23 protein-coding genes and 1 tRNA gene are annotated in these 21,262 nt (G+C 69.9%); 10 read left to right on the top strand and 14 right to left on the bottom strand.

What is annotated here, in order from left to right; translation table 11 throughout:
* Positions 1-100: 100 nt before the first annotated feature.
* Both CcI156_RS27860 and CcI156_RS17070 read right to left on the bottom strand, forming a co-directional pair.
* Positions 101-286 carry a hypothetical protein gene (locus tag CcI156_RS27860; protein WP_076806814.1) on the bottom strand — a complete coding sequence of 62 codons (186 nt, stop codon included), beginning with the start codon at positions 284-286 and terminating at the stop codon, positions 101-103.
* A gap of 68 nt (positions 287-354) precedes the next feature.
* Positions 355-585 (bottom strand): biotin/lipoyl-binding carrier protein, encoded by a 231-nt coding sequence (locus tag CcI156_RS17070; protein ID WP_076806812.1) that lies wholly within the window; start codon positions 583-585, stop codon positions 355-357.
* Positions 586-742: 157 nt separating this feature from the next.
* Here CcI156_RS17070 and CcI156_RS17065 point away from each other — a divergent pair, with 157 nt between their 5' ends.
* A complete protein-coding gene (locus CcI156_RS17065) occupies positions 743-1,450 on the top strand; it encodes a DUF5317 domain-containing protein (RefSeq protein ID WP_232234866.1) in 708 nt (235 codons plus the stop codon).
* Entirely contained in the window at positions 1,450-1,524 is a 75-nt protein-coding gene (locus tag CcI156_RS27855) for a 50S ribosomal protein bL37 (protein WP_369807823.1), read from the top strand. The genes CcI156_RS17065 and CcI156_RS27855 overlap by 1 nt, the downstream gene beginning before the upstream one ends.
* Positions 1,525-1,609: 85 nt before the next feature.
* Here the strand turns inward: CcI156_RS27855 and rsrA are convergent, their stop codons facing one another.
* From rsrA to CcI156_RS17050, 3 genes are all read right to left on the bottom strand, one after another.
* Positions 1,610-1,894, bottom strand: a complete 285-nt coding sequence (gene rsrA / locus CcI156_RS17060; RefSeq protein WP_011438142.1) for a mycothiol system anti-sigma-R factor — start codon at positions 1,892-1,894, stop codon at positions 1,610-1,612.
* Positions 1,891-2,700, bottom strand: coding sequence for a sigma-70 family RNA polymerase sigma factor (locus tag CcI156_RS17055; protein ID WP_254847479.1), 810 nt, complete (start codon positions 2,698-2,700; stop codon positions 1,891-1,893). The genes rsrA and CcI156_RS17055 overlap by 4 nt, the downstream gene beginning before the upstream one ends.
* A gap of 62 nt (positions 2,701-2,762) precedes the next feature.
* Positions 2,763-3,392: an alpha/beta family hydrolase gene (locus CcI156_RS17050; protein WP_308726831.1), complete on the bottom strand. Its 630-nt coding sequence runs from the start codon at positions 3,390-3,392 to the stop codon at positions 2,763-2,765.
* Positions 3,393-3,577: 185 nt separating this feature from the next.
* On the opposite strand from CcI156_RS17050, the gene CcI156_RS17045 reads away from it, so the two are divergent.
* From CcI156_RS17045 to CcI156_RS17025, 5 genes are all read left to right on the top strand, one after another.
* Entirely contained in the window at positions 3,578-4,366 is a 789-nt protein-coding gene (locus CcI156_RS17045) for a methyltransferase domain-containing protein (RefSeq protein ID WP_011438145.1), read from the top strand.
* A 224-nt stretch (positions 4,367-4,590) separates the two neighbouring features.
* Positions 4,591-5,931 (top strand): 3-phosphoshikimate 1-carboxyvinyltransferase, encoded by a 1,341-nt coding sequence (gene aroA / locus CcI156_RS17040; RefSeq protein ID WP_076806809.1) that lies wholly within the window; start codon positions 4,591-4,593, stop codon positions 5,929-5,931.
* A 75-nt stretch (positions 5,932-6,006) separates the two neighbouring features.
* Positions 6,007-6,993, top strand: a complete 987-nt coding sequence (rsgA, locus tag CcI156_RS17035) for a ribosome small subunit-dependent GTPase A (protein WP_076806807.1) — start codon at positions 6,007-6,009, stop codon at positions 6,991-6,993.
* A 101-nt stretch (positions 6,994-7,094) separates the two neighbouring features.
* Positions 7,095-7,940 carry a histidinol-phosphatase gene (hisN, locus tag CcI156_RS17030; RefSeq protein ID WP_076806805.1) on the top strand — a complete coding sequence of 282 codons (846 nt, stop codon included), beginning with the start codon at positions 7,095-7,097 and terminating at the stop codon, positions 7,938-7,940.
* A complete protein-coding gene (locus CcI156_RS17025; RefSeq protein WP_076806802.1) occupies positions 7,937-8,656 on the top strand; it encodes a glycerophosphodiester phosphodiesterase in 720 nt (239 codons plus the stop codon). The genes hisN and CcI156_RS17025 overlap by 4 nt, the downstream gene beginning before the upstream one ends.
* A 308-nt stretch (positions 8,657-8,964) precedes the next feature.
* On the opposite strand, the gene CcI156_RS17020 is transcribed toward CcI156_RS17025, so the two are convergent.
* From CcI156_RS17020 to CcI156_RS17005, 4 genes are all read right to left on the bottom strand, one after another.
* Entirely contained in the window at positions 8,965-9,162 is a 198-nt protein-coding gene (locus CcI156_RS17020; protein ID WP_035729797.1) for a hypothetical protein, read from the bottom strand.
* Positions 9,163-9,580: 418 nt separating this feature from the next.
* On the bottom strand, positions 9,581-10,642 hold the full coding sequence (locus tag CcI156_RS17015; protein WP_371681819.1) for an alpha/beta fold hydrolase: 1,062 nt from the start codon (positions 10,640-10,642) through the stop codon (positions 9,581-9,583).
* A 177-nt stretch (positions 10,643-10,819) separates the two neighbouring features.
* Positions 10,820-12,250 (bottom strand): gamma-aminobutyraldehyde dehydrogenase, encoded by a 1,431-nt coding sequence (locus tag CcI156_RS17010; protein WP_076806797.1) that lies wholly within the window; start codon positions 12,248-12,250, stop codon positions 10,820-10,822.
* 31 nt (positions 12,251-12,281) lie between these two features.
* Positions 12,282-13,655 (bottom strand): aspartate aminotransferase family protein, encoded by a 1,374-nt coding sequence (locus CcI156_RS17005; RefSeq protein ID WP_254847477.1) that lies wholly within the window; start codon positions 13,653-13,655, stop codon positions 12,282-12,284.
* Positions 13,656-13,880: 225 nt separating this feature from the next.
* Between CcI156_RS17005 and CcI156_RS17000 the strand changes: the two genes are divergently transcribed.
* Both CcI156_RS17000 and CcI156_RS16995 read left to right on the top strand, forming a co-directional pair.
* Positions 13,881-14,369: an Lrp/AsnC family transcriptional regulator gene (locus CcI156_RS17000; protein WP_011438154.1), complete on the top strand. Its 489-nt coding sequence runs from the start codon at positions 13,881-13,883 to the stop codon at positions 14,367-14,369.
* 238 nt (positions 14,370-14,607) lie between these two features.
* Positions 14,608-14,874, top strand: coding sequence for a hypothetical protein (locus tag CcI156_RS16995; protein ID WP_076806819.1), 267 nt, complete (start codon positions 14,608-14,610; stop codon positions 14,872-14,874).
* A 282-nt stretch (positions 14,875-15,156) separates the two neighbouring features.
* On the opposite strand, the gene CcI156_RS16990 is transcribed toward CcI156_RS16995, so the two are convergent.
* Together CcI156_RS16990 and CcI156_RS16985 are read right to left on the bottom strand one after the other, a co-directional pair.
* Positions 15,157-15,233: transfer RNA gene (locus tag CcI156_RS16990), tRNA-Met, on the bottom strand.
* A 78-nt stretch (positions 15,234-15,311) separates the two neighbouring features.
* Positions 15,312-18,368: a UPF0182 family protein gene (locus CcI156_RS16985; protein WP_076806792.1), complete on the bottom strand. Its 3,057-nt coding sequence runs from the start codon at positions 18,366-18,368 to the stop codon at positions 15,312-15,314.
* A gap of 102 nt (positions 18,369-18,470) precedes the next feature.
* On the opposite strand from CcI156_RS16985, the gene CcI156_RS16980 reads away from it, so the two are divergent.
* On the top strand, positions 18,471-18,977 hold the full coding sequence (locus CcI156_RS16980) for a PPA1309 family protein (RefSeq protein WP_011438157.1): 507 nt from the start codon (positions 18,471-18,473) through the stop codon (positions 18,975-18,977).
* Between the two features lie 112 nt (positions 18,978-19,089).
* Here CcI156_RS16980 and CcI156_RS16975 read toward each other — a convergent pair whose 3' ends face one another.
* The 3 genes from CcI156_RS16975 to CcI156_RS16965 form a co-directional block, all read right to left on the bottom strand.
* Positions 19,090-20,127 (bottom strand): PDZ domain-containing protein, encoded by a 1,038-nt coding sequence (locus CcI156_RS16975; protein ID WP_076806790.1) that lies wholly within the window; start codon positions 20,125-20,127, stop codon positions 19,090-19,092.
* A 282-nt stretch (positions 20,128-20,409) separates the two neighbouring features.
* Positions 20,410-20,685 carry a hypothetical protein gene (locus tag CcI156_RS16970; RefSeq protein ID WP_011438159.1) on the bottom strand — a complete coding sequence of 92 codons (276 nt, stop codon included), beginning with the start codon at positions 20,683-20,685 and terminating at the stop codon, positions 20,410-20,412.
* Positions 20,686-20,745: 60 nt separating this feature from the next.
* Positions 20,746-21,213 (bottom strand): molybdenum cofactor biosynthesis protein MoaE, encoded by a 468-nt coding sequence (locus tag CcI156_RS16965; protein WP_049761126.1) that lies wholly within the window; start codon positions 21,211-21,213, stop codon positions 20,746-20,748.
* Between the last annotated feature and the right edge of the window lie 49 nt (positions 21,214-21,262).

Here is a 21,262-nt window from a genome sequence, read left to right as displayed (position 1 = left end):
CGGACCGGCTACTGACCCTCCTCAACCGCAACGACGGCAACGACGGCTACGACGACGACGTCACCCTCCTCCTCGCCCACGCCCGGCGGGGTCGGCGAGCTCAGACCGAGAGCAGCCCATGCTCCGCGCACCGGGCCGACCAACCCACCGGGGTGACCTGGACGACCATCCGCCGCCGGCAGGCTCGACAGTAGCGGGGTGGCTCCAGCTCGCGGGCCCGCCGGCAGGCCTCGTGGCTGCCCACACTGGCCAACTGACCGCAACGGTCACAAAACGCGGCGTCCATAATGGGCAGCTTAGGACATCGCCCGAGGCATCGGATCTCTCAGCCGCTACCCCGCCGAACAAGGACGATCAGGCGGYGGGGAGCGGCTCGACCACGGCGATCAGGTCACCGTCCTGGACGACGTCGCCCTCCTGCACCGCGATCCGGGCGACCGTCCCGCCGTCCTCGCTGATCACGGGGATCTCCATCTTCATCGAGTCGAGGATCACCAGGGCGTCACCGGCGCTCACCGGGTCTCCCACACCGACGACGACCTTCCAGACGTTGGCCACCATCTCAGCGCGGACTTCCTCGGCCATCAGGCTCCCTTCAGCGGCGGTGAATCTGGYAAGAGCGTAGTGCGCCGAGGCTGTCCGACCAACGTCCCTGGGCCCCGGATGTATCCGGGCCGGCACGCTGGGGCGACGCGACCGCCCGGTGCTGGGACTGTCGCTCATAACACCGCACACTACGCATGTGCTCGTACTTCTGGTGCTGACCCTGCTATGCGGTCTGGGCGTCGGCCTCGCCCGCGGCGGAACTCTCGGCGCCCTCGCCCGCATCGATGTCTCCCGACCATGGCTGCTCGCCGCGGCGGTCCTGGTGCTCGCGATCGGCCGACTCGTGCCCGCCCTGCACAGCCCGGCGTGGATCGCGGCCGCCGTGGTCACAGCCCTGTTCGCCAGCGCGAACAACCGCCTGCCCGGACTCGGTCTCCTGGTCACCGGTCTCATCTCCAACGCCGCCGTCATCACCGCGAACGGCGGCCAGATGCCGGTGTCGCGGTGGGGGGCCGACCACGCCGGTGTACCGATTTCCGACATCTTGACCTCGGCATTTCACACGCCGGCCGGGGATGGTACKGTCCTGCGCCTGCTCAGTGACATCATCCCGCTGCCCCTGCCCTGGACGCCCGCGGTCGTCAGCGTCGGCGACGTGGCGATCGCCGCGGCGCTGGGACTGTTCGGAACGCTGGCCCCCGTGCGGGCGTGGCGCACGTTGCAGGCCCGCCGCCACGCCAGGGCGGTACAGTCTCCGGCCCAGGGGAACCTCGGCGATGGCTCACCGGATGGGTTCGGCGACGCCGACGAGGACGACGGCCTCGACGGACCCGCCGGTCACCTCCCGTCGGTGCGGACTGGCACGATGACTGCACGTCGAAGCAGAACGGAGGGAGATTCCTGATGGCGAAGAAGAAGCGCAAGCGGCGCGCACGGGCGAAGAACAAGGCCAACCACGGCAAGCGCCCGAACACCTGAGCCACCCGGCGGGCCGTGGCAGCCACGGCCCGCCCCCGGGCTGCCCGATACTCCGTCCGGCCCCAGCTACTCCGGCGGGCCCCAGCTACTCCGGCCGGTACTCGGCGGCGTCGATCTCCACCCGGGCGGCCCGCAGCCGGGCGAGCAGGCTCGCCCGCAGCGACTCGGGCGCCCGCTCCCCGCCGCACTTACGGGCGACGAGCATCTTCACCTCGTGCTCCACCCCGAACTCGCGCAGGCAGGGGGAGCATTCGTCAAGGTGGGCCCGAATCAGATTCTGCTGCCCGCCCTCACACTCACCGTCGAGATACAGAAAAACCGCGTCGAGCACTTTCCGGCAATCGATCTCGTGTGGACCGCCGCAGCTCACGACGCACCGCCCTCGCCGTCGGCGGAACCGGCCGCCACGAGCCCACGGTCCAAGGCGTACTTCTCCAGGGACTTCCGCAGACCCCGGCGACCGCGGTGCAACCGGGACATCACGGTCCCAATCGGCGTACCCATGATCTCCGCGATCTCCTTGTAGGCGAAGCCCTCGACGTCGGCGAGGTACACCGCCATGCGGAAGTCCTCGGGCAGGGCCTGCAGGGCGTCCTTGATGTCACTGTCCGGCAGGTGTTCCAACGCCTCGGTCTCCGCGCTCTTGAGCCCACTGGACGTATGCGACCCCGCCTCGGCGAGCTGCCAGTCCTCCACCTGCTCGGTGGGGCTCTGCAACGGCTGGCGCTGCCGCTTGCGGTACGTGYTGATGAACGTGTTCGTCAGAATCCGGTAGAGCCAGGCCTTGAGATTCGTGCCCGCCTGAAACTGGTGGAAGGCCGCGAACGCCTTGACGAAGGTCTCCTGCACGAGATCCTCCGCGTCGGCGGGATTACGGGTCATGCGCAGGGCTGCCGCATACAGCTGGTCGAGGTAGGGAAGGGCGTCCTGCTCGAAACGGGCGCCTCGCTCCTCGGTGGTCTCGTCGACCAGGATCACTTCCTCACCGTCATGCTCCCCGGCGGCCCACCCCGCGTCCACCACACCTGACCGGGCGACACGCGACCGTCCTTCCAGAGCGGACGATACCCCGGCCAAAGCCGGAGCGCGCATCGGCGCAACGCTCGGCAAAGGCCGGCCGGCGGCGGTCCGCGCCTGCGCGGACCGCCGCCGGCCGGTGCTGCTCCCAGGAGTCATGAAGCCTCCGTGACGTCATCTGGCTGCCGGTTAGCTGTCGGCTGACTGCCCACACAACCGGATCAGCCCGCGGATGATTCCCGCAGCCGGCCCCGCAGCCAGAATGCGCCGACCCGGGCCGCTTCGGCCACGCCCTCGCCGGGCGGACGCGCATCCCGTCGGCGGGTCTGGAAGGAGTGGTCGGCTCCCGCGACGAGATGGATCTCGCGRCCGAGTTCCGGATCGGGCCGCGGTCGCCCGAAGGAGTCCCGCTCACCCTGGACGACGAGCACCGGGACGCCCGCGCCGTCGAGTTCGTCCTGCCGCGACGGCCTGGTTTTGCCTGCCGGCGTGGTTCCCGGTGGCTGGAGCGGGAAGCCGAGGGCGAGCACGCCGCACGCCTCGAGCCCGGCCGCGACCCGCATAGCCACCCGCGATCCCATCGAGGCGCCGGCGAAGGCCAACGGGCGCGGCGGGCCCAGCGCCTCGACCGCGGCGATCGCGACCGCGTCGAGCCGGGCCGGCCGGTCCGGCGCCCGCCGCCCGGCGACGCGGTACGGCATCTCCAGCCGCGCCACCTGCACCCCGACAGAGGTGAGATATGCCGCAAGTTGGACGAAAAGCGGCGTGTCCGTGCCAGTCCCGGCTCCGTGCAGGAAGAGCACCGTCGACTCCGCCGTGCCGGGAACCACCAGCAGCCGTCCGCCGTCCACAGCTGTGGGCGCTCCATCACCCGGGACCTGCCCGGGGTCGGCGGCGGTGGACGGCGAATCCGGTGCGCATCTATCCGCGCGAACAGGGAAGGACACGGCGTGGTCGAGCCTGGAATCTGTCAGACTTCCGCCTTGAGTGTGTGACTTACCTCGCATCATCGCCCCTCGAAGGGTAGGAACGTTTCATGCCGCCTGGCCCCGACGCCGATCCGGGTCCGTCTCGCGGACGAGCGAACACCCTGGTCTGCGAGGCTCCAGCCAACAGTGACGACCCATACTGGGCGTTCTACGAAGAGGTCGCGGCGGTCCAGCTCCGCGAATGGCTGCCGTCCCGGCCCGCGCGGGTGCTCGACGTCTCCGGCCCGCGGGCCCGCTTCGCCCGCCAGATGGTGAGCACCGGCCATCAGGTCGTCCGGGTGGTCACCAGCGCCCTGCCACCCGATCCGGCAAGCGGTCCCGGAACGCTTCTGCCGGTGGTGGGGGACCCCCGCTCGCTGGACTGGTTCGCTCCCGGTTCCTTTGACGCCGTCCTCGCCGAGGCTCGGGCGCTGTCGTTCTGCCTCGCCACCGAGACCATCCTGGAGGAGATCCATCGGATGCTGCGGCCGGGCGGCCAGCTGCTGCTCTGCGTCGATTCCCTGCTGCTCGGACTCGCCCGGCTCGCCGAACAGCACCGCTGGGCGGAGCTGTCCGACGTCCCGCGGGCGGACGTGGTACTCGTGCCGGCGGAAGACGGAACGATCACCCGGTGTTTCTGGCCCGAGGAACTTCGGGCACTGCTGACCAGCGCAGGGCTCGACGTGGACTGGATCCGCCCGCGCACCGTGCTCTCCGCGGAGGCGGTCAAGCGCGCGGTCGCCGAGGACGTCTCGTGCTTCCCCACCCTGGTACGCACGGAGGTGGAACTCTCCGCCGAGCGTGAGGGTGAGTCCATCGGCATCCATCTCATCGCCTCGGCCCGCCGGTCCGCCTAAGATCCGGCGCGGCGGTCGGTCCACGCGGGCCAGGGGGCGAGGCGTTCGAGGACGGCCGCGATTCCCAGGAGCCGGGCCTCGTCCCCGTGYCGGCCGGCGGGAATCGGGTGTCGGGAATCAGGTGGCGGGAATCAGGTGGCGGGAATCAGGTGTCGGGAATCAGGTGTCGGCCGGCGCATGTCACGAGGACGCGGTTGACCCGGGCCGTCGTCCGGCATGCTGTCATGGTGAGCATCCTGACGGGTAGCGAAGCCACCGGAACGCAGTCCGATCCGTGGCCGGCTCCACTCGCACGGCAACCGGTCGAGGCCGTCGTCGCGGTGCCCGGCTCGAAGTCCGGCACAAACCGGGCACTCGTGCTCGCCGCGCTGGCGAACGGAACCTCCCGGCTGCGGGGTGCGCTGCGCTCCCGCGACACCCTGCTGATGGCCGGGGTGCTGAGGACGTTGGGTATCGAAGTATCCACCGAGGGTCCCGACTGGGTCGTCCACGGCCACCCGACACCGAGCGCCGCACCCACCGCGCGCGCGGAGTGCGGAAACGCGGGCACCGTGGCGCGCTTCACCCCGGCACTGGCCACGCTGACCCGCGGCGACGTCGTCTTTGACGGAGACGCGCGGATGCGCGAGCGTCCGCTCACCCCGCTGCTCGGCGCGCTGCGCGAGCTCGGCGCCGAGATCGACGGCGACCGAATGCCCTTCACCGTGCACGGCCGAGGGCGGCTGCGTGGCGGCGAGGTGATCGTGGATGCCTCCCACTCCAGCCAGCTTGTCTCGGGGCTGCTCCTCGCCTCCCCGCACTACGACACCGGGGTGACGGTCGTCCACCGCGGGTCCCGGCTGCCATCGGCTCCCTACCTGGACATGACCGTCGCGGATCTACGGGCCGCCGGTGCCACGGTCGAGGTCGACGCCGTGTGCTCCCCCGCGGCCGGCCCGGTGGCGGACACCCGGCGCTGGCGCGTCGAACCGGGCCGGCCGRCCGCCGCGGACCGGACCATCGAACCGGACATGAACAGCGCGGCGGCCTTCCTCGCGGCGGCGGTCGCCACCGGCGGGCGGGTGATGATCTCGGACTGGCCGGAGTCGACCGAGCAGCCCGGCCGGCTGCTGCCCGATCTGCTGGTGGCGATGGGAGGCACGGCCCGGCGCACGTCGGCGGGCCTGGAGATCACCGGCGCCGGTGCCGTCCACGGGATCGACGTCGATCTGTCCGACTTCGGGGAAGCCGCTCCGATACTGACCGCCCTCGCCGTGCTCGCCGACTCGCCGTCACGGCTACGGGGCATCGCGCACCTGCGGCTGCAGGAGACCGACCGGCTGGCCGCCCTGGCCCTCGAACTCGGTCGCCTGGGCGCACGGATCACCGTCGCCGACGACGGGCTGGCGATCAGTCCGGCGCCCCTGCACGGCGCCCGGCTCGACCCGCACGCCGATCATCGGCTGGCGATGGCCTACGCGGTGGTCGGCCTCGTGGTGCCCGGGATCGTCATCGACGACATCGCGACGACCGGCAAGACGGTGCCGGACTTCCCCGAGATGTGGACGGCGATGCTGGACCAATGAGCGGCGCGACGCGACGCCCCCCAGGCCAGGCCGGCTGCCCCCCGGGTCCGACCGACAGCGCCGGCGGCTAGTCCGATGGCCCGCGAGCTGGACGAGGACGACGTCCGGGTCCGGCCGAGCCGGGGATCGCGCCCCCGGACCCGGGACCGGCCCGACCATGCCGAGGCGGTCGCGGCGGTGGTAGTGGGTGTCGACCGCGGCCGGTACACCTGCCGGCTCGACACGATGGCCGACCGCCTGGTCGCGGCCGTGCGCGGTGGGTCGATGCGCCGGACCTCCGTGATAGTCGGTGACCGGGTGGCCCTCGTGGGAGATGTCTCCGGGGCGGCGGGCCTCTTGSCGCGCATCGTCCGCCGCGAGGAACGCACGAGCGTCCTGCGGCGCACCCCCGACGACAGCGATCCGGTGGAACGCCCGATCGTCGCGAACGCCGACGTCCTGGTCATCGTCTGCGCGGTCACCGATCCGCCGCCGCGGCCCGGCCTGATCGACCGATGCCTGGTCRCCGCCTACGACGGCGGGCTCTCCCCGGTCCTGTGCCTGACCAAGACGGATCTCGCGGATCCGGCAGCGCTGGTGGACCTGTACCGCCCACTCGGACTCCCCGTCGTGACCACGCGCCCCGGTGGGGACCTGCGCGCGCTGCTGGAGCTGCTGACCAATCGGGTCAGTGTGCTGTTCGGGCACAGCGGGGTCGGCAAGTCCACCCTGGTGAACCGGCTGGTGCCGGCGGCGGACCGGGCGATCGGCGAGGTCAACGCCGTGACCGGCCGCGGCCGGCACACCTCGTCGGCCGCTGTCGCACTGCGGCTGCCCCAGGGGGGCACTGTCGTGGACACCCCGGGTGTCCGGTCGTTCGGGCTCGGCGCGGTGTCCCCGGACCGCGTGCTGCGCGCCTTCGAGGACCTCGCCGCGGCCGCCGCGCACTGTCAGCCCGGATGCCAGCACCTGGCGCCGYCCCCCGACTGCGCCCTGGACTCGGCGGTGCGGGACGGCCATGCCGACGCCGCCCGGCTGGCGAGCCTGCGCCGGCTGCTCGGCACCCGCGGAGCCTCACCTTGATCGCAATAGATCGGGAGATTGGTCACACTAACCCCGCCACCTGGTGTCCGGCGCCCGGGACCACCGACGCGCGGTGGGGCTCGGCTCGTAGTCTCGCAGGCGTGACCCCGCCTAACCCCGCATCCGTGAGCATCGAACCGACCGCGGACTCCGACACCGTCGCCATCGCCGACGATCTGGCCCTCGCGCTCAGCCTCGCGGACGCCGCCGACCGGATCACTCTTTCCCGATTCCAGGCAGTAGACCTGCACGTCGAGTCGAAGCCGGACAACACCCCGGTCTCCGACGCCGACACCGCCGTCGAGTCCATGATCCGCAAACGGCTCGCCGTGGCCCGGCCGGGCGACGCCGTGCTCGGCGAGGAGGAGGGTCTCGTCGGATCGGGCGCCCGCCGGCGCTGGATCCTGGACCCCGTTGACGGCACCAAGAACTTCGTGCGCGGCGTGCCCGTCTGGGGCACCCTGCTCGGACTCGAGGTGGACGGCGAGATGGTCGTCGGGGTCGCGAGCGCCHCGGCGATGAGCCGACGGTGGTGGGGAGCCCGGGGCACCGGCGCCTTCACTCGCGACGCCACCGGCGACACCCGTGCCCTGAAGGTCTCCTCGGTCACCAGCCTGGGTGACGCCTTCCTGTCCTTCGCCTCCGTCGAGGGCTGGCAGACCGCCGACCGGCTGGAGGAGTTCCTCCACCTCGCCGGCCAGGTCTGGCGGACCCGCGCCTACGGCGACTTCTGGTCGCACATGATGGTCGCCGAGGGCGCCGTGGACCTCGCCTGCGAGCCCGAGGTGTCGCTCTGGGACATGGCCGCGCTCCAGGTCATCGTCGAGGAGGCCGGTGGCCGGTTCACCGACCTGGGCGGGCGCCGGGGGCCGGGACACGGCACGGTGCTCACCACCAACGGGCATCTCCACAACGTCGCGCTGCAGTCGTTCAACGGCTCTTCATGATCGGTTTTGCGCATCGTGGTTCTCCCGCCCCCGGCCAGCGGGAGAACTCCCTGCCCGCGTTCCGTCGCGCTCTGGCCGGCGGGGCGAGTGGGCTGGAGTCGGACGTCTGGCTCGCCGCCGACGGCGTTCCGGTCCTGCATCATGACGGTGTGTTCGGCCCGCCCGGGCGGCGTCGGCGGATTCCCGACCTGACCGCCGACCGCCTGCCGGGGTGGCTGCCAACCCTCGCGGAGTTCTACGCGCAGCTGGGTACGTCCTTCGAGTTCAGTCTTGATCTGAAGGGCCCGCCGGGCAGCTGGGCGGACGCGGCGGCGGCCGTCGTCACCGTCGCCCGCGAGGCCGGTGGCGGCGAGGCCGCGAGGCGGCTGTGGCTGTGCGGCGGGCTCACGGACCTAGCGAAATACCGACCGCTGGATGACGACGTCCGGCTGGTGAACTCGACGTCGATCCGCGACATCGTCACCGGCGGCGGAATGACCGCGTACGGCGATGAACTCCGGRCCGTCGGAGTCACCGCCCTCAACCTGCGCGCGCGTGAATGGACCCCACCACGGGCCGGCATCGTCGGTGTTCTCCACGACCTGGGTATCGCCGTGTTCGGGTGGGATGCGCAACGAACAACCACACTGACCCGGCTAGCCGGCTACGGGCTCGATGCGGTCTACAGTGACCATCTACGCCGGCTGGTACGCGTGACGGKTGCCACCCGGGCATAGCCAGCAGAGGTGCCCRGTGACGCGACTGTCGTAGGTGCGCCAAGGTCAGACGAATTGGGTAGTCAACCAGGCGAAGTCGTTGATTCAGTTGTGCGCAGCGTGACGCGACTCCGGCACACCGTCATATCACTGCTGGTTAGGATAGCGCCGTGCAAGCTATAGCCGGCGTCGCCCTCGATCACCAGGGAAAGATCGGTTCCCCGAACCTGCGGATTGACCACGAAAGGGATAACACTCACTCCCGCGCCGGCAGCCGACGATGGCGCATCGTGGCACTTTCTTGACACCGGGATGGCGGGAGGCTGCACTCAGTCCTCCTCGGCGACTTTCAGCATCTGCTCCGGAAACCCGGTGCGTTCCGCCACATGCTCGACGGAGTATCCCTGTCGTAGCAGGTCACGAGCCTGTTCCAGGGTCCAGCCCCGACCGGGGTCGACCCGACGGACAACTACCTCACTCGCCTGGCGCCGTTCCTGGGGCCAGCTGAGTCGTGCACGGCGTGCCAAGGGTCGACCTCCGAGATTTGAGAGGACTTTGGTGTTACGCCACCAAGGATAGGCCATATTGACGTCGGCCTGCCCGTTGAACTCCACGATAGCGGGTGCCGACCAGTTAATGCAGACCCGCGCCGGAAGACAGCGCATCACGCGAAGACTCTGGCCCGAACAGGCGGCACGCCAAGAGGTACGAGAGTCCTTGATCCTCGGCTGGCCGGATCCATCGGTGACCGGGAAGACCTTCCGCGAGAGCGGTTCAGCCGAGAACGGCACCGACGCATCTCACCGGGTGACTTCCCGCAAGGCATGGCTATGGATGGCCAACCGGGTCGTGGATGCATAGCGGCTCCGCTCCGATGCGACGGGTCACCTCGGTGAACGTATAACGGCGGATCCCGGCCCCGCGGTGGCCGGCAGCCGTGCCCGTTTATCGGCTCCGGGTGAGGCCACGACCCRCGGCTTCCGCCGGGGCCGAACGCGCGCCCGACGGCTGGACGGCGGGCGCGGACACTTCCGTGGTCCTGGTCGAGCGGCCGTGCTCACGCAGCATCGTCCGCCACTGCTGCGGGGAGTGACTCGCCGGCCGGGTGGTCGCCAGAAAATCCTCGAGAACCGCCCGGAAGCGTTCGGGGTCAGTGTGATGGGGGAAATGCCCGGCACCGGAAAAGATCTCCAGGCGGCTCCCCGGCATCGCCTCGTGCGCCATCCACGCGTGCTCAACCGGGATGACGGCATCCCGGTCACCCCAGACGATCAGCGAGGGCATCCCGGCGGCGAGGTAGCACCGGTCCAGCATCGTGATGGACTGCCCACGCCCGTCCACCGCCGACCGTAGCGTGCGCAGGAACGCCGCCCGCGCGGTGGGTACGCCCAGCGAGTCGAAGACGTTCAGGAGATCGTCGGCGTCCCGCCCGAGATCGGTGTGCAGCAGGCGCAGCGCGTGCATTCCGGCCCAGCCGGCGACCCGCACCGGCGGCATGCCGATCAGGGAAAGCACCGCCCCGGCTCCGGGCACGGCCGCCGCCCGCAGCGCGGGATGCAGGTGCGGCCCGACCCCGCCGGTGGCGACCAGCACCAACCGCTCGCAGCGCTCCGGGAACTGGTAGGCGAACTGCATGGCCACCCCRCCGCCCAGCGAGTGTCCGACGACCGTGGCGCGCTCGACTCCGAGGATGGTGAGCAGGTCACGCATGCCGCACGCGTAGCCGGCCACCGAGTAGTCACCGCGCGGTTTGTCCGACTCGCCGTGTCCCAGCAGGTCGGGAGCGATGACGGTGTGCCGGCGGGCCAACTTCGGGATGATCGAGGCCCAGGTGCGCGCGTTGTCCCCGATGCCGTGGATGAGCAGTAGAACCGGCCCGCGCCCGGCCCGCAGATAGCACCGCCGGTACCCGTGGACCGTGACGAAGCGGGAGGTCAGCGGGCCCACCCGGGGCACGCCATGGGCACGGCCGCCCCCGGTGCTCGTCGTCCCGTCTGCCGATGCCACGACCGAGGCTGGATTCTTCCTCACTCGCCACCACCCACCCGCGACTCGCCGCCACCCACCTGCCCCCGCTCGAAGCACACCATCCTACTTCCACGGCCTACCCCGGGAGCCGGCCCGGGACTCGTACCCGCCTCCCCGCGCCCGACCGCTTCTGACCTGGTGGTCAGAACCTGATGGTCAGAATTCGATGTTGCTCATCACATGCTTGATCCTGGTGTAGTCCTCCAGGCCGTAGACCGACAGATCCTTGCCGTACCCGCTCTTCTTGAACCCACCGTGCGGCATCTCCGCCACGAGCCGGATGTGCGTGTTGATCCATACGCAGCCGAAGTCCAGCCGGCGGGCGACCCGCAGGGCCCGGCCGTGATCGCGGGTCCAGACGCTGGAGGCCAGGCCGTATTCGACCCCGTTGGCCCAGGCAACCGCGGTGTCCTCCGAGTCAAACCGCTGCACCGTGATGATCGGGCCGAACACCTCGGACTGGATGAGCTCGTCGTCCTGGCGCAGACCCGAGACGACCGTGGCCGGGTAGAAGTAGCCCGCCCGGTCCAGCGGAGCACCGCCGGCGAGCACCTCGGCATGTTCAGGTGCCCGCTCCACGAAACCGCTCACCCGGGCCAGTTGGCCCGCGTTGTTGAGGGGCCCGTAGTCGACGTCGGGCTCCTCCGGCGATCCAGTCGCGGTCTTCCCGGCCGCCTCGGCCAGGGCGGCTGCGAGCTCGTCGTGGACGCCCGGCGCGGCCAGCACCCTGGTCGCCGCCGTGCAGTCCTGGCCGGCGTTGAAGTACGCGGCCTCGGYGATCTGCCGCGCCACCACCGCCGGATCCACGTCGTCGAAGACGATGACCGGCGCCTTGCCCCCGAGTTCGAGGTGCACCCTCTTCAAGGAGTCCGCCGCGGCCCGGGCGATCTCCATCCCGGCCCGCACGCTGCCGGTCACCGAGACCATCGCCGGGCCCGGATGGGCCACCAGCGCGCGTCCGGTGTCACGATCACCACACACCACGTTGAGCACGCCGGGCGGGAGGAACTCCGCGGCGATCTCGGCAAGCAGCAGGCTGGACGCCGGGGTGGTGTCGGAGGGCTTGAGCACGACGGTGTTGCCCGCCGCGATCGCCGGCGCGACCTTCCAGACCGCCATCATCAGCGGGTAGTTCCAGGGCGTGACCTGGGCACAGACCCCGATGGGCTCGCGGCGGACATAACTGGTGTACCCCGCCAGGTACTCGCCGGCCGACCGGCCCTCGAGCAGCCGCGCGGCCCCGGCGAAGAACCGGATCTGGTCGGCGGACGGCCCGACCTCCTCGTCCACGGTGAGCCGCAGCGGTTTGCCGGTGTTCGCGCTCTCCACCGCCGCGACCTCGTCGGCCCGGTCCTCCAGCGCGTCGGCCACCCGCAGCAGTGCCCGGGACCGCTGCGCGGGCGTGGTGTCCCGCCAGCCCTCGAACGCCGCGCTCGCGGCCGCCACGGYCGCGTCGACGTCGGCCGGCCCCGACCGGGGTGCCTGCGCCAGCAGGTCCGCCGTCGACGGGTTCAGGATGGACATTGTCTCGCCATCGACGGCCGGGGTGGAGACGCCACCGATGAGATTGGCGAAGATCGCATCCATGTCTCTGTCCCTCCTGGGGGATCGGGCCGGCTCAGCCGACGAGGTCCCGGGCCATCTGGTCGAGGCTGTCGAGGTAGCGGTCGACATCGGCGTCGGTGTGCTGCACCGACAACGTCCACTCCTCCTCGCGCCCGGGCGCCATGAGGACGTTGCGGTTGGCGTTGTAGAGCCAGGCCAGTTCGGGCAACTCGGCGTTCTGGTGCGCCATGAACGAGGTGTAGTCACGGATCGGGGCGTCGGTGAAGTGCACGCATCCCTTCGAGCTGATGCCGACGGTGTAGCCGGGAATGCCGTGCCGGGTCAGGATCTCGTCGCAGCCGGCGGTCAACCGGCCACCCAGCCGATCGAGGTGGGTGTAGGCGTCGGGAGTGAGCACCTCGAACAGGCTCGCCCGGGCGGCGGCCATGGTCAGCGGGTTGCCGTTGTACGTGCCGACCTGTTTCACCCGGTCCGAGGCCACGGCCTCCATCAGTTCCGCCGTCGCGCCGATCGCCCCGGACGGCAGCCCGCCACCGAGCGCCTTGGCCAGGGTCACCAGGTCCGGGCGCACGCCGARCCTCTCGGTGGCCCCACCGGCCGCCACGCACAGCCCCGTCTTGACCTCGTCGAAGATCAGGATAACCCCGTACCGGGAGGTGATCTCCCGGACCGCCGCCAGGTAACCGGGCTCCGGCAGGACGACGCCGAGGTTCATCATCGCCGGCTCCATGATCACACAGGCGGGCAGGCGTCCCTCGGCGGCGAGCGCGGCGATCCGCCGCTCCATCGCCGGAGCGTCGTTGAAGGGGACCGGCACCGTGAGGTCGACGACCACCCGGGGGATCCCGGCACCGTAACCCAACGAGTTCATGTTCTYGGCCGGACCGATGTCGTCGTACGGGGTCCCGATCGACACCATCACGTAGTCGTGGTGCCCGTGGTACGAACCGAAGATCTTGACGATCGTGTCGCGGCCGGTGACGCCGCGGGCGATGCGGATCGCGTCCATCGTCGCCTCGGAGCCGGAGTTGACATAGCGCCACTGCGGCAGGCCGAAGCGGCGGGCCAACTCCTCGCTGACCACCACGCAGTCCTCGGTGGGCATCGCGAAGTGCGTACCGAGCGCCACCCGCTCGGTCACGGCCCGCACGATCGCCGGGTGGGCGTGCCCCTGCACCATCGAACCGAACCCGTTGTGGAAGTCGGAGTACTCGTTGCCGTCGACGTCCCAGACCTTCGACCCGAGACCGCGGGTGAGGTAGATCGGYCAGGKATCACGCAYCTGGTAGGACGACGRCACCCCGGAGGTCATCGACCGCACCGCCCGCGCATGCAGCGCCTCCGAGCCCCGGGTGCGGACGTCGAGGCGGGCGGACTCGCGCGCGGCCAGCTCCGCGACCCTGGCCCGCGCAACGACCCGGGTCACACCGCTCCCGGAGGCAGTCACATTCGACACTAGCCACGCATCCTTTCCACCGATCAGCCACTGAAAGCGTAGCCTGATCGGCAGCTTGACGATGGAATCCGTCGAAGATTGCGTGGATAAGGATCGCTTCCCAGTTCACTCATCGACGGCCATACGATGGCAGCAGGGGCAGGCCAGCGTGAACGGGCGTGGGGAACCGCCACGGAGGACCGAGGAGGACGCCGGGTGCAGTCGCGACGGTCGCCCGGCCAGCGACTTAGCTCCGATACCCTGCTGGACGATGTCAACAAGGCCATCATCGAGCAGCTGCAGCAGGACGGCCGGCGGTCCTACGCGGCCATGGCGGCGGCGGTCGGGCTCTCCGAGGCGGCCGTGCGCCAACGGGTGCAGCGTCTACTCGACGCCGGCATCATGCAGATCGTCGCCGTCACCGACCCGCTCCGGGTGGGCTTCCACCGGGAGGCGATGATCGGGGTGCGGGTCACCGGGGACACCCGCGTCGTCGCCGACACGATTGCCGCGCTGCCCGAGGTCGATTACGTCGTCCTGACGGCCGGATCCTTCGATCTCATCGTGGAGATCGTCGCCGAGAACGACGAGCACCTGCTCGAACTGATCAACGAGCAGATCCGCGCCCTGCCACAGGTCCTCGCCACCGAGACGTTCGTCTACCTGCGGCTGGTCAAGCAGACCTACACGTGGGGAGCACGCTGAAACGTCCGGACGCCGACAGCGCGGGCCGCCGGGCGCGGAGGGGAAGCCGGGCCGGGTCGAACATCGATAGGGCGCAGAACCTGCCGACGGGCCGACGGGCGCGGCGACGCGGGCGGGCATGCGGTTCGGGGGTGTCACCGTTTGTACCGCCGACGGGAACAACCAAGCGGCCACAACAAGAGTCCAACATATGCAACGAACGTCAAATATCTCGGCCCGGACACACGATGGGGTGAACATGGCGCTGGTCCACCATGACCCGCAGGACGGCATTATGGTTACCCGGATCGGGCAGGCGGAGATAACGGTACGTCCCGAGCCACCGGCGAGCGCCGGGAAGGCTCCGGTCATCCTGCTCCGGTTGGATGCGCCCATGCTCGACACCCTTGCCGCGGCCTACCTGGWTCCGGACGAGGCCCGCCGGCTGGCCCAAGCGCTGATGCGGGCGGCCGAGGCGGTGCGTCCGGCAAGCCCGTGGCGAACCCCGGGAACCACCCCCCGCTGATCCCGGAACGGGCCCCGCCGCGGGAGAACCCGCCGCCGACGGCCGCCATGCCGGGGCGGCTCCCGGGCCACCACTGTGCGTCCCGGGCTCGGACGACCGCCAATCCGGGCCCCGCGCCGCCGGGCGTCGGCGCGCATCCCGGCCGGGCGCCCGGGTCGCCAACCGGCGGAAGGAGCGGACGGATTCCGATGAAAACGGCCCGTGATACGGCCCGTGATAATGATGCATGCCTGCCTAAATGCGAAAGTACCCTCGGAAAAACTTTCCGAGGGTACTTTCGACTGGTAGCGGGGACAGGATTTGAACCTGTGACCTCTGGGTTATGAGCCCAGCGAGCTACCGAGCTGCTCCACCCCGCGTCGGTGTGTCTTCACTATACAGGGCCGCCATCGGCGGCTGTCAAATCGATGGCGGCCCCAATTTCGGAACTTTCGGGACTAGCCGGGCGCCGGGGCGGCCCGGGCCCCCGGTGGACCGGGAGTGTCGCCGCCGGCCACGGTCGCCGAAGGAGACGGAGCCGGTGGTTTGGCTGCCGGTGACGCGGGGACCGGTGACGCGGGCACCGACGCACCGGCCCGTGTCGCCGTGGCAGCGGGCGGTGTCGCCGCCGGACTCGACAGAGTACGCAGGCGACCCAGCGCATCAGCCAGCTCGCTCTGGGCCTTCCCGTAGGCGGTGAAGTCCGGCGGGCTCTTGCGCAGAGCGTCCTGCCCCGCCTGGTAGGCGCGGTCGGCGTCGCCCACGGCGTCCTGCAGCGCGGTCTGCCCCGGCGGCGGGACGCCGGCCCCGCCCTGCCCGGATCTGGGAGCCGGCGTGCCGTCCTGACCGGCGTCCGTGGTCGTGGCCCCGATGCCGGCCCCGGCCGCCGCGGCACCGGCACCGGCACCGAAGACCTTGTCCAGGGCCTCACCCAGCGAGGCACYGAAACCGATGCGGTCGCCGAAGGCCGTGGCGACCCCCTGCAGGGTCGGGTAGCCGGTGCTCCCTCTGGCCTGGACGTAGTAGGGCTCGACGTAGAGCAGGCCGCCGGCCAGGGGCAGGGTCAGCAGGTTGCCCTCGATCGTGGTCGCTCCCCCGCTGCGCCATAGCGACAGCTGTTTGGCCACGTCGCCGTTGCCCTCGATGGCGTTCTGCACCTGGACCGGACCGTTGATCGTGTTCCCCGCCGGCAGTTTGAGCAGGGTGAACMGGCCGTAGTTGGCGGGGTCACTGGACACCGCCATGTACGCCGCGAGCTTCGAGGACCGGGCGGAGATCAACGGTGAGGTGAGGTTGTAGGACGGGTCTTTGCGCCCGGGAAGCTGGCTGTAGACGTAGAACGGCGGCTGGGGTTGCCCGCTTCCATCCGGCGAGTCGGACACATCCCAGAAGTCCTCCTGGGAGTAGAAGTCYCGCGGGTTGGAGATGTGGTACTGCCCGATCAGATCGCGCTGGACCTTGAACAGGTCCTCCGGATAACGCAAGTGTGCTCGGAGGGACGGCGGGATGTCACTCTTCGGCTTCACCGTGTCCGGGAACGCCTTCATCCAGGTCCGTAGCACCGGGTCGGACTCGTCCCAGGCGTAGAGGGTGACGGTGYCGTTGTAGGCGTCCACCGTCGCCTTCACCGAGTTACGGATGTAGTTGACCTGGTTCGAGGCCTGCCGGGTGCGGTTGCCACTCTGGGTGGTCACCGAGTCGGCGGTCACGTCACCCAGGGTGCGCCGGGCGGAGTAAGGATAGCCGTCGGAGGTTGTGTAACCATCGAGAATCCAGGTCACCCGGCCATTGACGATCGCCGGGTACGGGTCTCCGTCGAGGGTGAGCCAGGGYGCTGCCTTGCTCACCCGGTCCCGCGGGTTTCGCTCGTCCAGGATCCGGGAGTTCTTCGTGATGTCACCGGAGAGCAGGATGTTCTTCTCCCCGAACCGCAGCGCGAACAGCGCCCGACGGAAGGTCGAGCCGATCGAGACCCCACCGTCGCCCTGGTAGGTCGTGGTGACCTGGGTTTCTCCCGGCCCCGGCCCATCGATCTCCATCTGCCTGGTGCCGACGATGGAATACGACGGCGACATCTCCCCGAAGTAGACCCGGTTCTCCTTGATACCGAAGGTACCGTCCTGCGGGAAACCGCTCACGCCGTGATCGAAGTCGGGGCGCCCCACGTCGACGGTGTTCGACGGCGCCGCGACAAATCCCTTGCCGTGGGTATAGGTCAGGTGCTCGTTGATCCAGTTGCGCTGCTGCGTTCCCAGCCCGGCCTGGTTCAGCTCCCGCACCGATACCACGTAGTCCTGGGTCGTCGACTTCTTGTCCGCCCCTGTGACGGTGTACCGGTCGACGTCGAGCGTCGGCGGGAAACCATAGTAGCCGCGGAACTGCTGGAGCTGCTGGAACGTCCGGGAGAGTTTGCTGGGGTCGAGTAGACGGATGTTGGGGACCGTGCCGGTGTCGGCGGCGACCTGCTGGGCGGTGACGTCGGTGCTGGCGGCATAGTCCTGCGGCTCGACGTCCTGGATGCCGTAGGCGGCCCGGGTCGCCGCGATGTTGCGCGCGATGTAGGGCTCCTCGCGGGTCGCCTCGTTCGGCCGGACCTGGAACTGCTGGACGATCGCCGGGTAGATCCCGCCGATCACCACCGAGGACAGGACAAGGATGCCCGCGCCGAGCAGCGGCAGCGTCCAGCCCCGCTGGAAGATGTTGTAGATGAACAGCACCGCGCAGGCCAGCGAGATGAACAGCAGGATCAGCTTCGCCGGCAGCACGGCGTGCACATCGGTGTAGGACGCACCGGTCCCCACCCCGCGCGAGGAGAACACCGAGCCGAACCGGTCGAGGTAGTACGCCCACGCCTTAAGCAGGGCGAGCAGCCCGAGTAGCACCGAGATGTGCGCCTTCGCCGCCGGGGTCACCCGTTCCCCCGTGGTCTGCATCCGGATTCCGCCGAACAGGTAGTGGGTCAGCAGGGTGACGAGCAACGACAGCAGCACCGCGGTCAGCAGGAAGCCGAGCAGGAACCGCTGGAAGGGATAGCTGAACGCGTAATAGCTGATATCCCGGTGAAACTGCAGATCAGGGGTCCCGAAAGACTCGCCGTTCACCCACAGCAGCCACGTCCGCCACTGGCCGGCGGCGGACAGGYCCGCGGCCAGGCCGAACAGCGTCGTGACCGCGAGCAGGATCAGCAGCATATACGGCTCGATCACCGACMGGTAGCGTTCCAGGTTCTGYTGCTCGGTCGACAACGGCCGAAGCGGCGGCCGTAGCCGGTACGCAAGTACGATGTTGGTCCCGACGATGATCGCCATTACCACGCCGAAGAGGACGAACAGCAAAATCCGGGTGTAGAGGACAGTGGTGAACACCCTGCTGAAGTCGATCGAGCGGTAGAACAGCAGGTCAGTGTATAGCCGGGTGAAGATGGCGATGATCGTAATCGCGAGGACGATGACAAGCAGCACCGGCACGAGCACCTTGGTGCGGGTCAGCACCGGGCGGCGACTGGTGGTTGCCACAGGTTCCTCCGTGCGTCGGTGATTCGGTGATTCGGGGCGCGTACCGCCCTAGTACGGCAACCTACGCCAGGGGCTCTGGGGGAGATCGGAGAGGATGGGTCGGTGAACAGCCCGAACATCACGGAGTTGACCTCCGTCGTACTCGAGGTCGAGCGGCACGTCGCCGATTCCGGGTGGGATCAGCCCAGCCAGGTCTACGCGCTGGCCGACACCGCCGACCTGCTGGCGCGAGAACCCGCGCTGGCCCCCCACATCGGAGACTCCCCGCCTGGGTCGCTGACCCCGGTCGAGCAGGAACCGCTGCCGGTGGGGCGGCTCGACGAGGTGCTGGCGGGGATMGGATGGCCGCCGGAGGTGCTCGGATGCGTGCTGGTMACCGAGCTTGTCGTCCTGCCGCCCAGCGCGGAGGAGGAGGCTCCGTACTCCGATCACGAGATCGAGTACTGGGCGGCGAACCATCCCGAACGCCAGGACGTCCGCCTCGCCGTCGGGGTCACCCGCAGCGGGCTGCACGCGTCCTGCCTGCGAGTCCGCGGGGACGACGAACTCGTCATCGATCCGGATCTGGCCGACAACCTCGTCGACGGACTGCTCGCGACCTTCCAGTGAGTCGACCCGGCGGGCGGCGGCGCACGGCAGCCGCCCGCCCTCTTCCGGCGCCACCGGGCACAACGGCGCCACCGGGCACGCGGATGGCGCATGGCACGCGGATGGGGCGCGCTCAGCAGGAGGGCACCGCCGCGGCCGGATTCGTCCGGAGGGCGTCGACGGCCTTCAGCGCGCCCGCCAGCGATTCCACCTTCACCAGGCGCGGACCGCCGKAGTCGATCGCGCGGGCGTCACCGCAGTTCCCCGCGGGGACCAGGAAGATCGATGCCCCGGACGCCCTGGCCCCGAGGATCTTCTGCTGGATACCGCCGATCGGTCCCACCTCACCGGCGGAGGTGATCGTCCCGGTGCCAGCAATGATCTTTCCTCCGGTCAACGCGCCGGGGGTGAGAAGGTCCACGATGCCCATCGCGAACATCAGCCCGGCACTCGGCCCGCCGACATCGGAGATGYGGATACGAACCGTGAACGGGTAGGTCCGCTTCTCCGTCGTGGTGACACCGATCATGGCACGAGCGGGGTCGTYGGTGGCGGCCCGGGTCGTGACGGTGGCCGTGGCCGTCTTTCCGTCGCGCCGATAGGTGACCGTCACAGGATGGCCCGGAGCCACCTTCCCGATCTGCCGGCGCAGCTCCTCCTGGTTGGCCACGGCCATCCCACCGACCTGCACGATCACATCGCCCGGCATCAGCTTGCCGGTGGCCGGGGAGCCCGTGGGGACCCCGGCGACCGCGACCGAACGGCCGGTGGGCGCGATACCGAGCTGCGCGAGCGCTGCCGCGGTCGCCTGGTCCTGTGAGTCGAGCATCGCCTGCGCGTTCTCCTGCTGGATCTGCTCCTGGCTCGAACCGGGCGGCCTGATCAGCTCGCTGGGGACCACCGCCCGGTCGGAGTCGGACCAGTCCCGCAGCGCGGTGACGAGGTTGAGCCGGGGCGTCTCCTCGACCGTGGTCAGTTCGAGCTTGCCGGCGGTCGGATAGGTCCGCCGGCCGTCCACGGTGATCAAGGACGTCCCGTCAACGCTGCCGAGGGTGTCGGTGACCGGCCCGGGGGCCAAGGTGACGAACGGTACCGGCATCCACAGCCMCGCGACCACGAGAACCAAGGCCAGTACCGACGCGACCACGAGGGTCTGGGTGCGCCGGACCATGCTCGCAGTCTATGTATCAGGGCTCACGACCCTCGTCCCGGCGTCCGGGAACCGAGGTTCGCCACGACGGTCCGGGGTTGCGATGATCGACACCGAAAGGCATTCGGTGGCCCGAAAGGCGCGGCGGAAGGCCGTGGCAGAGTCCGGAAGGCCGCGCGGCGGGCCGGGAGGTGGGGAGTAAAGAACGAGATCGAAAGCACGGCCGAGGGACTCGAAGGACCACTCGGTCCTGAACCGCCGTCCGGCGGCCGGTGAGACGCCCCGGCCGCCGGACGGAAACGGTCAGATGGACTCGGGCGGCGGCGCCGTGTGTCTCGCGGACAACGGCGCCCCGGCCGAGGCGGACCGCCCGGGATGACCGGGATGACCGGGTTCGTCAAGGGCGGTAACGGTACGAACCTCGTGCTGGGCGGGGATCGGTCGGGCCAGCGCGGCCATACTGCGCCGATAGCCCTCAATCGTGATCATGGCTTCGGAGGTGCGGTCGGGACGGCTGCGTAGGGTGACCCACGCAAGAGTTATGAGCACGGCGACGGGGGGGATCAACAGGAACCACATGGGAGCCTCGACGTCGAGACGGGCAAGAAGATGACTTATTTCTATCGTAGGGTGCCCCGATCAGCAGGCGCCTACCCATTCCGCCGCGCCATCCGCAAAAATCTGGTGTTTCCAAATGGGAACCTGCTCCTTGATGTCATCGATCAGACGACGACAGGCGGCAAAAGCCTCCGCCCGGTGGGCCGCGCCGACCGCCACGATCACGGCGGTGTCCCCGACGGCGAGGTGACCGGTACGGTGGACCACCGCGACGGCCAGCACCGGTGCGGTCGCGGCGACGTCGCCGGCGACCCGGGCGATCTCCGTGCCKGCCCGGGGATGCGCCTGATACGTCAGGTCGGTCACCCCGCGGCCCTGGTCATGGCCCCGGACAGTGCCCACAAACAGGGCAATCCCCCCCACGCCAGGGGACCGCACAGCGGCCATGCACTCGTCCACCGACAGGACGCCGTCCCGGATCTCCGCGAGCGTCACCCGCGCGACCGGGTCCGGGTCCGGCACGGACGGCACGGACGGCACGGACGGCACGGACGGCACGGACGGCACGGACGGCACGGACGGCACGGACGACGGAGGT

This window comes from Frankia sp. CcI156 (genome assembly GCF_001983015.1).
Lineage (GTDB): Bacteria > Actinomycetota > Actinomycetes > Frankiales > Frankiaceae > Frankia > Frankia casuarinae.
This window is presented reverse-complemented; position numbering and strand designations above follow the sequence as displayed.

Excerpts from the sequence above, each read along its gene's own strand:
- CcI156_RS27860 (WP_076806814.1), bottom strand. The coding sequence starts at position 286 with ATGGACGCCGCGTTTTGTGACCGTTGCGGTCAGTTGGCCAGTGTGGGC.
- CcI156_RS17045 (WP_011438145.1), top strand. The coding sequence starts at position 3,578 with ATGCCGCCTGGCCCCGACGCCGATCCGGGTCCGTCTCGCGGACGAGCG.
- CcI156_RS16970 (WP_011438159.1), bottom strand. The coding sequence starts at position 20,685 with ATGTGGTTCCTGTTGATCCCCCCCGTCGCCGTGCTCATAACTCTTGCG.